The following is a 12,909-nucleotide window of genomic DNA, read 5'->3' as shown; positions in this document are numbered from 1 at the left end:
ACCCCGACATGAAGACACCCGAGCAGTGCAGCGGCCTGGACGACGTCCGCTGCGGTATCGACGCCATGGACCAGCAGATCATCCAGGCCCTGGGCCGGCGCCTGGCCTACGTCAAGGCGGCGGCGCAGTTCAAGCCGACCGAGGACAGCATTGCCGCCCCGGAGCGGGTTGCGGCGATGCTCCCGCAACGTCGGCAATGGGCCGAGCAGGCGAGCCTGGACCCGATGTTCGTGGTGCCGCTGTTCGCCCAGATCATCCACTGGAACATTGCCCAGCAAGTGCGCCACTGGCGCCGTCAGCACGGGCTGGATCAAGGAGCCCAAGATGAGTGAATCCTGCCTGTCCGGCTTGACCCGGGCCCTGCGCAAGGGCGAATCCCTGGCCCGACGCAGGGGGCGGGCGGTGCTGGTGGTGTACAGCCTGGCCGCCGAGCGCCTGGAGCCGCTGCGGCTGTTTGCCGCCAACCGCCAGGTGTTCGGCCAGAGCCTGTTCTGGTCCAGCGACCAGGGCGCCCTGGCCCTGGCCGGGTTCGGCTGCACCGAAGAAATCAGCCCGCCGGCCGCCGAGCGTTTTGCCGCCAGTACCCAGGCCTGGCGCCAGTTGTTACTGCAGGCCCATCAGGTCGGGCCCAAGCGGGCCTACCTGTGCGGCGGCTTTGCCTTCGACCCCCAGGGCCCGCGCAGTGCCCAGTGGCAGTCGTTCGCCGCCACGTCCCTGGTGCTGCCGCGGATCCTGCTGCTGCGCGAAGGCGAGCAGCAGCACTGGCTGTTCAGCCTGTGGATCGAGCCCGGCGCCGACGTGGCCCAGTGCGCCGGTGCCCTGGAGGCGGAGTGGGCCCTGTTGCAGGCGCGCTATACCCACGCCCCCTTGGCACAGATGCCCGTTGGCACCCAGGCCGAGGACGACACCCAGGCAGCCGACCGCTGGCAGGACTGCGTGGCCCGAGCCATCGCGCGGATCCAGGGCGGCGAGCTGAGCAAGGTAGTACTGGCCCGGGAAGTCTGCCTGCGGGCGAGCCGCAGCATTCCTTGCGGGCCGCTGCTGGAAAACCTCAGGGCGGCCTATCCCCAGGCCTTCCTGTTCGCCTTCAGCCGTGGCGACAGCTGCTTTCTCGGCGCCACGCCGGAACGCCTGGTGCGCCTGGCCCGCGGCACCCTCAACACCGTGGCCCTGGCCGGCACCTGCGCGCGCGGCCAGCATGAGCAGCAGGACGCGGAACTGGGCCAGGCCCTGATGGACAGCGCCAAGGACCGCCATGAACACGCCCTGGTGGTGCAGACCCTGCGCGAAGCCCTGCAGCCCTACTGCGCTATGCTGGAGATTCCCCCGCAGCCGCAACTGCACCGCCTGGCCCACGTCCAGCACCTGCTGACCCCGGTGCTGGGGCGGTTGCGGCCCCAGGTCGATCTGCTGCAAGTGGTGGATGCCCTGCACCCGACCCCGGCGGTGGGCGGCCTGCCTCGGGGCAAGGCCCTGGGCTATATCCGCGAGCATGAGCAACTGGACCGCGGCTGGTACGCCGCCCCGGTGGGCTGGCTGAACGCCGAGGGCGATGGCGAGTTTGCCGTGGCCTTGCGTTCCGCCCTGATCCGCGGCAACCAGGCGCACCTGTTTGCCGGTTGCGGCATCGTCGGCGAGTCGGACCCGGCGAGCGAATACCAGGAAACCTGCCTGAAGTTGCGCACCATCGGCGAAGCCCTGCGCCCGCCACCGGCCGCGCCGAGCGTGGCAGCGAGCGGCGGCCAGAGCGCCTCGTAGCCCTCGTGCGGACCTCTTCGCAGGCAAGCCAGCTCCTACGGATGAACGGTGTGCACCTGTAGGAGCCGGCTTGCCGGCGAACCGCGCAGCGGCCAGCGGGCGTGGCTCATGGCGAAGCAATGGGGCGCTCATACAGGCCCCTTCGCTGGCAAGCCAGCTCCTACGCAAGCTCGCGTCAGCTGGTGGGGATGGCGTTGGCTGTCGGGCCGGCGAGGTTGTGGCCGGGCTTGGCCCGCAGCAGGGCGTTGATGGCCTGGCCGTAGCCCTTGCCCGCCAGGCTCATGCTGTTGTTGTGGGTGCCGCCGGGCACCAGCAGCAGTTTCTTCGGCTCCAGGGCGGCCTGGAACAATTCCTTGCTCAGGCGCGGCGGCACGTAGTTGTCCTTCAGACCGTGCACCACCAGCAGCGGCATGCCGATCTCGCGGATCTTGTCGATGGAGTCGAACTTCTGCGACATCACCCAGCGCACCGGCAGGGAGGTCTTGGTCACCGCCGCGGCAGCGTCGGCCAGGGTAGTGAAGGTGGATTCGACGATCAGCCCGCGAGCGGCGGTCGGCGCCTTGGCGCTGGCGGCCTGGCGTCCCAGCTCGGCGGCCAGGTCGATGGCCACCGCGCCGCCCAGGGAATGGCCGTAGATCAGGCGCTTGCTGGCGTCGGGCTGCAAGACCTTGAGCCGCTCCCAGGCGATGCGCGCGTCTTCATACACGCTGCTTTCCGAGGGCAGGTCGCCGTGGCTCTGGCCAAAGCCGCGGTAGTCGATGGCCAGCACCGAGTAACCCAGGGCATGCAACTGCTCGATGCGAAACAGCTGGCCAGTGAGGTTCCAGCGGACCCCGTGCAGGTAGAGGATCGCCGGGGCATCGGCGCGTTGCGCCGGCCACCACCAGGCGTGGATGTTCTGCCCGGCCTTGAAGCTTTTCGGCTTGAGTTCGAATTCCTGCACCGTGCTCGGCAGGCCGCGATACCAGCCGGCGGTGCCGGGCTCGATGCGAAACACCAGTTGGCGTTCCTTGTGTTCGAGCACCGCGCAGCTCACCGGCAGGCCGACCACCAGCGCGGCCATGCACAGCAGGGAAAACCAGCGACGGCGCAGGCGCTGGGGCAGGGTTGGGGACATGGAAGGCTTCACCGCAGGACAGTCGAAAGCGCGTTTTAACAGATGTGCCGGCACGGCTGTAGACATTTCGGCGCAACGGCAGCAGGGATGGGTTAGCCAATGTTTCACAGGCGTGGCGCAAGTAGTGATTGAAACAGGCGATGGGTAGGCCATATGGTTGCATGGTACAACTAAATCAGTCCCTATCGAGGTGCTGCGCCATGCCCGTCCAATCCTTCGAACTCATCCCGCAACTGCGCCAGGCCTCCCGGCAGATGGTCCGCGAGCTGGGCTTCATGCAGGCCACCCTGGCCGCCACCGACTACCCGCCCTCGGCGGTGCACGCACTGCTGGAGATCGGCCAGGGCAATGCCCTGACCGCCGGTGACCTGGTGACCCTGCTGGGCCTGGAGAAATCCAGCGTCAGCCGCCTGGTGCGCAAGCTGGTGGACGCCGGCGAGATCAGCGAGCAGGCCCATGACCAGGACGCCCGCTCCAAGAAGCTGCAGCTCAGCGCCCGGGGGCGCCAGACCCTGGCCGGCATCGACCGTTTCGCCCAGGCCCAGGTGGCCGCGGCCCTGGCACACCTGAGCCCGGCCCAGCAGCGCAGCGCCTGTGCGGGCATCGCCGACTACGCCCGGGCATTGCGTGCGGTGCGGCTGGGAGACGTGCCCGAGCCGCCCGAGCGCTGCTCCATCGCCCGTGGCTACCGGCCCGGAGTGATTGGCCGCATCGCCGAAATGCACGCCCGTTACTACGCGGATCTGGCGGGTTTCGGCCAGCCCTTCGAAAGCCTGGTGGCGCGGGACATGGCCGAATTGATGGGGCGTTTGCACAACCCGCGCAATGAAGTCTGGGTGGCGCTGCAGGGGGAACGGATTGTCGGTTCCATCGCCATTGATGGGGAGGGCGAGGGCGGCGAGGCGCTCCTGCGTTGCTTCATTCTCGATGAGGCCGCCCGCGGCCAGGGGCTGGGCCGGCGGTTGCTGGTCGAGGCCCTGGGCTTTTGTGACCAGTGGGGTTTTGCCGCCACCCGGCTGTGGACCTTCAAGGGCCTGGATGCGGCGCGCGCGTTGTATGAGGAACAGGGCTTTGTGCTGGTGCAGGAGCAAGAGGGCGAGCAATGGGGCGCGCCAGTGACCGAGCAGTGTTTTGTGCGAGCAAGGGTGGCGCAGCGCGACACAATCCGCTGAGCGCTGTAGCCGCTGCTGAGCCTGCGAAGCTGCGCAAAGGCCCGCAGGGCCTTGCTTGGCGGTCCCGAGCCGAGCCTGTGGCGGCCCTGAAAACCTGCGTCTGCTGCGTCGGAATGCCGCCCAAGCCGTTCGCAGCCTGGTGCAGCGGCTACAGATAGCCGGTACTGGTGGTAGGGTTAGCCCCCTGATGATTATCGATCTGTGGAGAAGCATCCCATGCAAGCCATCAAGCTCAGCCTGCCGGCATCCCTGGACAACCTGAAGCGCGTGGAGCTGGCAGACCCCGGCCAGCCCGGCGCCGGGCAGATCCGCGTGCGTATCCATGCCTGTTCCTTGAACTTCCACGATTACGCCGTGGTGACCGGCGCGCTGCCCACCGCCGACGGGCGGATTCCCATGGCCGATGGCGCCGGGGTCGTGGAAGCGGTGGGCGAGGGCGTCAGCGAGTTCAAGGTGGGCGATGCGGTGGTGTCCTGCTTCTTTCCCCATTGGCACGATGGCGGTCCGGCGATCGCCGATTTCAGCACCACCCCGGGCGATGGTGTCGACGGTTACGCCCGTGAAGTGGTGATCCAGCCCAGCCACTGGTTCACCCATGCGCCCAAGGGCTACAGCCATGCCGAGGCGGCGACCCTGACCACCGCCGGCCTGACTGCCTGGCGCGCACTGGTGGTGGACGGCGCGCTCAAGGCCGGGGAAACCGTGCTGGTGCTGGGCACCGGCGGGGTGTCGATCTTTGCCCTGCAACTGGCCAAGGCCATGGGTGCCACGGTGATCGCCACCTCCTCCTCGGACGCCAAGCTGGCCAAGGTGCGCGAGCTGGGGGCCGACCATACCCTCAACTATCGCACCCACCCCGAGTGGGGTGCTGAAGTGCTCAAGCTCACCGGCGGCCGCGGCGTCGATCACGTGGTGGAAGTCGGTGGCCCGGGCACCTTGCCGCAGTCGATCAACGCGTGCCGCATTGGCGGGCACATCGCCCTGATCGGCGTGCTCACCGGCTGGGCCGGACCGGTGCCGACCGCGGCACTGATGGCCAGGCAACAGCGCCTGCAGGGGCTGATCGTCGGCAGCCGCCAGCAGCAGATCGAAATGGTCCGGGGCCTGGAAGCCACCGGCATCAAACCGATCATCGACAGCACCTTCCCCCTGGCGGATATCGCCAAGGCCTTCGCCCATGAAGCCTCGGGCGCGCACCTGGGGAAAATCTGCCTGAGCCTCTGAAGCGATGCCGCAACCCGGGCCCAGCCTACTGATCGGATCCCCTGGGGATCCGATCTCTGTGGCCGCTGCTGCAGGTGGCGACAAAAGGCGCAGCGCCTGCCTGCCCCAGCCAGCCACTCACAAACAGTTGATCCATGCTAATGGATCCAAAAATAAAGCCATTATCTAAAGGCTTCATCGTTTACAGCGTAAAAAGTCGATAGTGCGCGATAATCGCCCATAAAAAGCACTATTCGCGTGTCTCTCTATTGTTTGTGGATCCATTAATTGATTGATTAGGCCCCTGGCGATGGCAGGAACCTTCCTGGCCGTCCCCGCATAACAATTACAAGAAAAGGGTTTCGTCATGCGCGTTCTCCCAAGGGCACGGGCCGTTCTCGGTCCTGCGTGCCACCTGCCTGTGTGCCTGTCCGTCCCCGCGCTTTGCGCGTCCAGCCCGAGCATGGGAGGACGGCCATGAACCACGATCTCAAGCAACGGGTCGACCAGGGCCCGATGGGCTCCTTCCAGTGCCTGGCGATCGGTATCTGCATCGTCCTCAACATGATCGACGGCTTCGATGTGCTGGTGATGGCCTTCACCGCCGCTTCGGTGTCCGCCGAGTGGCAACTCAACGGAGCGCAGATCGGTTTGCTGCTCAGTGCCGGTCTGTTCGGCATGGCCGCCGGTTCGCTGTTTATCGCGCCCTGGGCCGACCGCTTCGGGCGCCGGCCGCTGATCCTGTTCTGCCTGCTGCTGTCGGGTGTCGGCATGCTGCTGTCGGCCGGCAGCCAGAGCCCTTTGCAACTGGCGCTGTTGCGCGGCCTGACCGGCCTGGGCATCGGCGGCATCCTGGCCAGCAGCAACGTGATCGCCGCCGAGTATTCCAGCCGCCGCTGGCGCGGCCTGGCGGTCAGCCTGCAATCCACCGGCTATGCCCTGGGCGCGACCCTGGGCGGGCTGCTGGCGGTGTGGCTATTGACTCATTGGGGCTGGCGCTCGGTGTTCCTGTTCGGCGGTATCGTCACCTTGCTGGTGATCCCCCTGGTGCTGCTCTGGCTCCCCGAATCCCTGGACTTTCTCCTGGCCCGGCGGCCGGCCGATGCCCTGGCGCGAATCAATCGCCTGGCCGGGCGCCTGGGCCATCCGCAACTGCTGCAGATGCCCGCGGCAGCGGTACGCGAGCAGGGCGCCGGCAGCGGTTTTGGCCAATTGTTCGCCGGGCCGATGCGGCGCACCACGCTGCTGATCTGGCTGCTGTTTTTCCTGGTGATGTTCGGTTTCTACTTCGTCATGAGCTGGACCCCGAAACTGCTGGTGGCCGCCGGGCTCTCGGCGCAGCAGGGGATCACCGGCGGGGTGCTGCTGAGTGTCGGCGGGATCTTCGGCGCGGCGCTGATCGGCGGCTTGTCCTCGCGCTGGCCGCTGACCCGGGTGCTGTCGCTGTTCATGCTGGTGACCGCCGGGCTGCTGGTGCTGTTCGTCGGCTCGGCCTCCTCGATTGCCGCGGCCCTGGGCCTGGGGCTGCTGATCGGGCTGTTCGCCAACGGCTGCGTGGCCGGGCTCTACGCCCTGTCACCGGTGGTCTACGACGCTTCGGTACGGGCCACCGGGGTCGGTTGGGGGATCGGCATCGGGCGCATTGGCGCGATTGTCTCGCCCACGGTGGCCGGGGTGTTGCTGGATGCCGGCTGGCAGCCGCTGCACCTGTACGCAGTGTTTGCCGTGGTCTTCGTGCTGGCGGCCGCTTGCCTGTTGCTGCTGCGGCCGGTATCGGCGCAACCGCAGCCGGCCCTGGCCTAGTGTGGCCAGGGTGGGGGTTAAAAGATCGAGTCCCTGTCCTTGCGGGTAAAGGCACTGATCCGGGTGTAGCGCCCGTTGACCGATTCGACGTTCAGGTTGCCATTGAAGTCGGGATAGCTCACGCGCCCGCTGGACAGCGGCAGCAGCGCCACGTTGAGTTTTTCCACGGGGATCGAGGTGAACTTCAGGTCGGCGATGTTCGGCGCCATGTGGGGCAGGGCATAGCGGGCGCTTTTCAGCTCGCCGACGTAGCTGAAGATCATCGGCGTGGTGTAGTCCTGGGTGCGCGGGCGATAGGTGGAGGAGTAACCGACGATGCTCAGGGTGCGGCCCTTGATCTCGACGAACATGAAGGTCGGCGTGCGCTCGGTGATCCGGGTGCTGTCTTCCAGCAGCGCCCTGGCTTCGGCGGCGCTGATCAGGCTGTTGTCTTCACCGCTGAAGTCGTAGGCATGAAAACCGTTGAGCTCGGTCATGGCGCGCAGCAGCAGTTCCTTCGACGGGTCCGGGTGCATCCAGCGCACGTTGGGGCCACAGGCGCTCAGCAGCAAGCTGATGCAAATGGTCAGGAAAACTAAAGGCAGGGAGCGGGTGCTCATGGTGGTCAGAGTCCTTTCAAGAGAGGTGCCTGGTTGTGGCCCAGGCCGGCCATGGTCGCCCAAGGGATGGGCGGTTGTCAGCACGGCCCGGCAAAGTGCGGGCGCTGTTTCAAGACTGGCCGTCGATGATCGCCGCGGCCACGGCCTGGCGGAACCAGCTCAGGGCGGCGGAGCTGTCGCTGTTGGGGTGCCAGTGCAGCGAGACTTCGAACTCCCCCACGGAAAACGGCAGTTCCAGTTGCCGCAGGCCGCCTTCGAGGGTGAACAGGCGGGCGATCTGCGCTGGTAGCACGGTCAGCAGGTCGGTGCCGGGCAGCACTTTGGGCAGCACCGAGAAGTGCGGCACGTGCAGGCTGATGCGGCGCCGGGCGCCCATCTGCTTGAGCACGTCCTCGACGCTGCCGTGGCCGGTGGTGCGGGTCACGGCGATGTGCCGCTCGGCGAGGAACTGCTCCAGGCTCAGCTGGGTGCCGATGCGCGGATGACGGTCGCTGAGCAGGCACACGTAGCGCTCGCGGATCAGCACCTGGCTGCGGGTGCCGGTCAAGGGTTTGCGGCAGATCAGCGCGTCGACCTTGGCGCTGCTGAGCCACTCGCCGGCCTGGTCCACCTGCAGCGGCAGGACTTCGACTTCGGCCTCGGGGGCCTGCTGGTTCAGGCGCGCCAGGATCAGCGGCAGGAAGCCCATTTCGCCAAGGTCGGAGAGGGCGATGCGAAAGCGCCGTTCGGTGGTCGCCGGGTCGAAGCGCCGGGTGCTGTGCACGGTGTTCTCGATCCGCGTCAGGGATTCGCGAAAGGCCGGGTACAGCTCATCGGCCAACTGGCTGGGCTGGATGCCGTCCCGGGTGCGGCTGAACAGGCCGTCGTCGAACAGCTCGCGCAGCCGCGCCAGGCCATAGCTGACCGAGGGCTGGGTGACGAACAGGCGCTCGGCTGCCAGGGTCACGCTGCGGGCTTCGTAGAGGGTGACGAAGGTGCGGATCAGGTTCAGATCGATGTGGCTCATGCTGCCTCATGGATATAGACGGGTCTTATTTTTAATAGAGATAGTATCGATTTGATCAATTTCGTGGCGGCTGCAAGAGTAACTCAAATTCTAAAAAACAGCGGCAAAGGTCCATATGAAAACCGTCCATAGCGCCTCCTACGACATCCTGCGGCAACAAGGCCTGACCACCGTGTTCGGCAACCCGGGTTCCAACGAGCTGCCCTTTCTCAAGGGCTTCCCCGAAGACTTCCGCTACATCCTCGGCCTGCATGAAGGCGCGGTGGTGGGCATGGCCGACGGCTTCGCCCTGGCCAGCGGCCAGCCGGCCTTCGTCAACCTGCACGCCGCGGCCGGCACCGGCAATGGCATGGGCGCCCTGACCAATGCCTGGTACTCCCACAGCCCGCTGGTGATCACCGCCGGCCAGCAGGTGCGCTCGATGATCGGCGTCGAGGCGATGCTGGCCAACGTCGATGCACCGCAGCTGCCCAAGCCCCTGGTCAAGTGGAGCGCCGAGCCGGCCTGCGCCGAGGACGTGCCGCGGGCCCTGAGCCAGGCGATCCACATGGCCAACCAGGCGCCCAAGGGCCCGGTGTACCTGTCCATTCCCTACGACGACTGGGCCCGCCCGGCGCCGGCCGGGGTCGAGCATCTGGCCCGGCGCCAGGTGGCCACTGCCGGGCTGCCCTCGGCGGCGCAATTGCGTTCGCTGGTGCAGCGCCTGGCGGCAGCGCGCAACCCGGTGCTGGTGCTGGGGCCGGATGTGGATGGCAGCCAGAGCAACCACCTGGCCGTGCAACTGGCGGAGAAACTGCGTATGCCGGCCTGGGTCGCGCCGTCCGCTTCGCGCTGCCCGTTTCCCACCCGTCACCCGAGCTTTCGCGGGGTGCTGCCGGCAGCCATTGCCGGCATCAGCCGCTGCCTGGCGGACCATGACCTGATCCTGGTGGTGGGGGCCCCGGTATTCCGCTATCACCAGTTCGCCCCGGGGGACTACCTGCCCGCGGGCACCGAGCTGCTGCACATCACCTGCGACCCCAGCGAAGCGGCGCGTGCGCCCATGGGCGATGCGCTGGTGGGGGACATCGCCGAGACCCTGCAGGCCCTGGTCTGGGCGCTGCCGGATTGCGACCGGCCGCAGCCCCGGGCCTTGCCGCCGGCTGCTCCGGTCGAGGAGCTGGGCGGCCTGCTGCGCCCGGAAACCGTGTTCGACGTGATCGATGAGCTGGCGCCCAAGGATGCGATCTACGTCAAGGAGTCCACCTCCACCGTAGGCGCCTTCTGGCAGCGGGTGGAAATGCGCGAACCCGGCAGCTACTACTTCCCGGCCGCCGGTGGCCTGGGCTTCGGCCTGCCAGCGGCGGTGGGGGTGCAACTGGCCCGGCCGGAGCGGCGGGTGATCGGGGTCATTGGCGACGGCTCGGCCAACTACGGTATCACCGCGCTGTGGACGGCCGCCCAGTACCAGATCCCGGTGGTGTTCATCATTCTCAAGAACGGCACCTATGGCGCCCTGCGCTGGTTCGCCGGTGTGCTGCAGGTCAGCGACGCCCCGGGCCTGGACGTGCCCGGCCTGGACTTCTGCGCCATCGGCCGCGGCTATGGCGTGCACTCGGTGCAGGCCAACACCCGCGAGGCGTTCGCCCAGGCCCTGAGTGAGGCCCTGGCGGGCGACCGCCCGGTACTGATCGAGGTGCCGACCCTGACCATCGAACCCTGAGGGCTGCCTTGTCGCCGGGCGCGAGCCCGGCCTTGCCAACCGCAACCTGCGGACTCACCAGAAGAATAAAAAGAGGTGGTTATGAACACGACTTCGGTCACTGCTGTGATAGATGACGCGCCCCAGCCGGCGCGTTCCGGTTCCACCCACGCCGACATCGGCACCTTGCTCGACCATGGCCCCTTCACCGGCATGCAGAAGCTGGTGGTGTTGCTGGCGGCGCTGTCCATCGTCATGGACGGCTTCGACGGCCAACTGATCGGCTTTGCCATTCCGCTGATGATCAAGGAGTGGGGCATCACCCGCGAGGCGTTCGCTCCGGCGGTGGCGGCCGGGCTGATAGGCATGGGCATCGGCAGTGCCTGCGCCGGTCTGTTTGCCGACCGGTTCGGCCGGCGCATGGCGATCATTGCCAGTGTCTTCGTGTTCGGTGCGGCCACTTGCGCCATTGGCCTGGCGCCCAATGCACTAGCGGTGGCGGCCCTGCGTTTTATCGCCGGGCTGGGCATCGGTGGCGCGCTGCCCAGCGCTACCACGGTGACGGCCGAGTTCACCCCGGCGCGGCGGCGTACCCTGGCGGTGACGGCCACCATTGTCTGCGTGCCCCTGGGCGGGATGCTGGCGGGGTTGTTCGCCTCCCATGTGTTGCCGCTGTACGGCTGGCGCACCCTGTTTTTCATCGGCGGCAGCCTGCCCATCGTCCTGGGCTTTGCCTTGCTGGCGACGCTGCCGGAGTCGCCGCGCTTTCTGGCGCGCCGGCCCCAGCGCTGGAACGAGCTGGGCACCTTGCTCGGGCGCATGGGCCGGCCGATGGCGGCGGGGGTGGTCTACACCGATGCCCTGGAGCAGAAGAGCGAGAAGCAGGGTGGTTTCCGCGCCTTGTTCGCCCTGGGCTACGGGCGTGACACCCTGGCCCTCTGGGTGGCGTTCTTCATGTGCCTGACCGCGGTCTACAGCGCTTTCAGCTGGCTGCCCACCATGCTGCTGTCCGAAGGCCTGGAGCTGTCGGTGGCCGGTTCCGGGCTGACCGCCTACAACCTGGGCGGGGTGATCGGGGCGCTGGTGTGCGCGGTGGCCATCACTCGCTGGGGTTCGTTCTGGCCGCTGCTGATCTGCTGCGCCGGCGGCGCGGCCAGCGCCTTCCTGTTGCAGGTGGTGGACATCCACCAGGACACCGGGCTGCTGATCTTCGGCTTCGGCGTGCACGGCCTGTTCGTCAACGCCGTGCAGTCCACCATGTTTGCCCTGTGCGCCTTTATCTACCCCACCAGTGTGCGCGCCACCGGCACCGCATCGGCCCTGGCCTTCGGGCGCCTGGGGGCGATCCTCAGTGCCTTCGCCGGAGCCCTGGTGATTACCCAGGGCGGCGCCAACGGCTACCTCACGCTGCTGGGGTCGGTGATGGTCATGGCGCTGCTGGCGCTGCTGATCGTGGGCCGGCACATTCCCCGGCGCCTGCCGGGCCAGTCATGAACGCGGCCCGGTGCGTGAACCGGCCACTCAAACAGGAGGTTCGATGAACATCACCATTCTTGGCGCGGGCGCCATGGGTTCGCTGTTTGGCGGCCTGCTGGCGCAAAGCGGCCAGCGGGTAACCCTGCTGGACATCAACGACGAACACCTTGCGGCGATCCGCAGCGACGGCCTGCTGCTGGCCACCGACAGCGGCGAGCGGCGCATTACCGGCCTGCACGCCTGCCGTCCGGAGCAGGCCACGGGGCACCCCGACCTATTGCTGGTCTTCACCAAGACCCTGCACACCGACAGTGCCTTGCGCAGTGTCGCCGGGCATATCGCCGGCCACACCCTCGTACTGACCCTGCAGAACGGCCTGGGCAATGCCGAGGCGCTGTCCCGGCATGTGGCCCCGCAGCAGGTGCTGATCGGCATGACCAACTGGCCCGCCGACATGGTCGGGCCGGGGCAGGTGCATTCCCACGGCCAGGGCATGGTGCGGGTGCTGGCCCCAGGCAGCCGCGAGCGCAACGCCAGCCAGGAGGTGGCGGCGGTGCTGGACGCTGCCGGGTTGAACTGTGCGGTGGACCCGCAGGTCTGGACCTCTATCTGGGAGAAGGTGGCCTTCAACGCCGCCTTGAACAGCCTGTGCGCCGCCATCGGCTGCACCGTGGGCCAGCTGGACGCAGCGCCGGAAGGCGTGGCCCTGGCCCGGTCCATTGTGCTGGAGGTGGTGGCGGTGGCCAGGTCCCAGGGAATAGAGCTGGATGCCCAGGGCTGCCTGGACAGTGTGGCGTTCGCCATTGCCCATCACCGCACCCACAAGCCTTCGATGTTGCAGGACGTGCTGGCAGGGCGGCCCACGGAGATCGGCTCCATCAATGGCCAGGTGCTGGAACGGGCGCGGCAGGCGGGGGTGCCTGTGCCCCACACCGAAACCCTGCTGGGCCTGCTGCGCCTGATCGAAAAACGCGCCGCCTCGTAGGAGCCGGCTTGCCGGCGAAGAGGGCCTTGGGGCTTGTGTGGCGCTGGCGGGCGCCTTCGCTGGCAAGCCAGCTCCTGCATACGCCGGCTTTTGTGTGACACATCGGTTT

At 67.5% G+C, this 12,909-nt stretch carries 11 protein-coding genes; 8 read left to right on the top strand and 3 right to left on the bottom strand.

Translation table 11 applies throughout. The features are described 5' to 3' along the window. Positions 1 to 8: 8 nt before the first annotated feature. Together AC07R1_RS07225 and AC07R1_RS07220 are read left to right on the top strand one after the other, a co-directional pair. On the top strand, positions 9 to 332 hold the full coding sequence (locus tag AC07R1_RS07225) for an isochorismate lyase (protein ID WP_026020138.1): 324 nt from the start codon (positions 9 to 11) through the stop codon (positions 330 to 332). Continuing rightward, the gene (locus tag AC07R1_RS07220) at positions 325 to 1,758 is read left to right on the top strand and encodes an isochorismate synthase (RefSeq protein WP_495110340.1); all 1,434 of its coding nucleotides are present in this window, start codon (positions 325 to 327) and stop codon (positions 1,756 to 1,758) included. The genes AC07R1_RS07225 and AC07R1_RS07220 overlap by 8 nt, the downstream gene beginning before the upstream one ends. Before the next feature lie 175 nt (positions 1,759 to 1,933). Here AC07R1_RS07220 and AC07R1_RS07215 read toward each other — a convergent pair whose 3' ends face one another. After that, entirely contained in the window at positions 1,934 to 2,875 is a 942-nt protein-coding gene (locus tag AC07R1_RS07215; protein WP_495110339.1) for an alpha/beta hydrolase, read from the bottom strand. A 200-nt stretch (positions 2,876 to 3,075) separates the two neighbouring features. Between AC07R1_RS07215 and AC07R1_RS07210 the strand changes: the two genes are divergently transcribed. From AC07R1_RS07210 to AC07R1_RS07200, 3 genes are all read left to right on the top strand, one after another. Next, complete coding sequence (locus AC07R1_RS07210) at positions 3,076 to 4,047, top strand: bifunctional helix-turn-helix transcriptional regulator/GNAT family N-acetyltransferase (RefSeq protein WP_495110338.1); 972 nt, start codon at positions 3,076 to 3,078, stop codon at positions 4,045 to 4,047. A 216-nt stretch (positions 4,048 to 4,263) separates the two neighbouring features. Continuing rightward, positions 4,264 to 5,271 (top strand): zinc-dependent alcohol dehydrogenase family protein, encoded by a 1,008-nt coding sequence (locus tag AC07R1_RS07205; protein ID WP_065364247.1) that lies wholly within the window; start codon positions 4,264 to 4,266, stop codon positions 5,269 to 5,271. Between the two features lie 456 nt (positions 5,272 to 5,727). Beyond that, entirely contained in the window at positions 5,728 to 7,053 is a 1,326-nt protein-coding gene (locus AC07R1_RS07200) for an MFS transporter (RefSeq protein WP_401018092.1), read from the top strand. A 17-nt stretch (positions 7,054 to 7,070) separates the two neighbouring features. Here AC07R1_RS07200 and AC07R1_RS07195 read toward each other — a convergent pair whose 3' ends face one another. Both AC07R1_RS07195 and AC07R1_RS07190 read right to left on the bottom strand, forming a co-directional pair. Next, positions 7,071 to 7,652, bottom strand: coding sequence for a hypothetical protein (locus AC07R1_RS07195; protein WP_495110337.1), 582 nt, complete (start codon positions 7,650 to 7,652; stop codon positions 7,071 to 7,073). A gap of 109 nt (positions 7,653 to 7,761) precedes the next feature. After that, positions 7,762 to 8,658 (bottom strand): LysR family transcriptional regulator, encoded by an 897-nt coding sequence (locus AC07R1_RS07190; protein WP_011061759.1) that lies wholly within the window; start codon positions 8,656 to 8,658, stop codon positions 7,762 to 7,764. Between the two features lie 115 nt (positions 8,659 to 8,773). Here AC07R1_RS07190 and mdlC point away from each other — a divergent pair, with 115 nt between their 5' ends. The 3 genes from mdlC (at position 8,774) to AC07R1_RS07175 (ending at position 12,800) form a co-directional block, all read left to right on the top strand. Further along, entirely contained in the window at positions 8,774 to 10,360 is a 1,587-nt protein-coding gene (gene mdlC / locus AC07R1_RS07185; protein WP_492583815.1) for a benzoylformate decarboxylase, read from the top strand. 81 nt (positions 10,361 to 10,441) lie between these two features. Further along, positions 10,442 to 11,833, top strand: coding sequence for an MFS transporter (locus AC07R1_RS07180; RefSeq protein ID WP_015635941.1), 1,392 nt, complete (start codon positions 10,442 to 10,444; stop codon positions 11,831 to 11,833). Positions 11,834 to 11,876: 43 nt separating this feature from the next. Beyond that, positions 11,877 to 12,800 carry a ketopantoate reductase family protein gene (locus AC07R1_RS07175; RefSeq protein ID WP_495110336.1) on the top strand — a complete coding sequence of 308 codons (924 nt, stop codon included), beginning with the start codon at positions 11,877 to 11,879 and terminating at the stop codon, positions 12,798 to 12,800. The last annotated feature ends 109 nt before the right edge of the window (positions 12,801 to 12,909 follow it).

The organism is Pseudomonas sp. GW821-FHT07F01, assembly GCF_059418825.1.
This window is presented reverse-complemented; position numbering and strand designations above follow the sequence as displayed.

Bases quoted from the DNA above. Each gene is read 5' to 3' on its own strand.
- AC07R1_RS07225 (WP_026020138.1), top strand. From the start codon at position 9: ATGAAGACACCCGAGCAGTGCAGCGGCCTGGACGACGTCCGCTGCGGT.
- AC07R1_RS07220 (WP_495110340.1), top strand. From the start codon at position 325: ATGAGTGAATCCTGCCTGTCCGGCTTGACCCGGGCCCTGCGCAAGGGC.
- AC07R1_RS07215 (WP_495110339.1), bottom strand. From the start codon at position 2,875: ATGTCCCCAACCCTGCCCCAGCGCCTGCGCCGTCGCTGGTTTTCCCTG.
- AC07R1_RS07210 (WP_495110338.1), top strand. From the start codon at position 3,076: ATGCCCGTCCAATCCTTCGAACTCATCCCGCAACTGCGCCAGGCCTCC.
- AC07R1_RS07205 (WP_065364247.1), top strand. From the start codon at position 4,264: ATGCAAGCCATCAAGCTCAGCCTGCCGGCATCCCTGGACAACCTGAAG.
- AC07R1_RS07200 (WP_401018092.1), top strand. From the start codon at position 5,728: ATGAACCACGATCTCAAGCAACGGGTCGACCAGGGCCCGATGGGCTCC.
- AC07R1_RS07195 (WP_495110337.1), bottom strand. From the start codon at position 7,652: ATGAGCACCCGCTCCCTGCCTTTAGTTTTCCTGACCATTTGCATCAGC.
- AC07R1_RS07190 (WP_011061759.1), bottom strand. From the start codon at position 8,658: ATGAGCCACATCGATCTGAACCTGATCCGCACCTTCGTCACCCTCTAC.
- mdlC (WP_492583815.1), top strand. From the start codon at position 8,774: ATGAAAACCGTCCATAGCGCCTCCTACGACATCCTGCGGCAACAAGGC.
- AC07R1_RS07180 (WP_015635941.1), top strand. From the start codon at position 10,442: ATGAACACGACTTCGGTCACTGCTGTGATAGATGACGCGCCCCAGCCG.
- AC07R1_RS07175 (WP_495110336.1), top strand. From the start codon at position 11,877: ATGAACATCACCATTCTTGGCGCGGGCGCCATGGGTTCGCTGTTTGGC.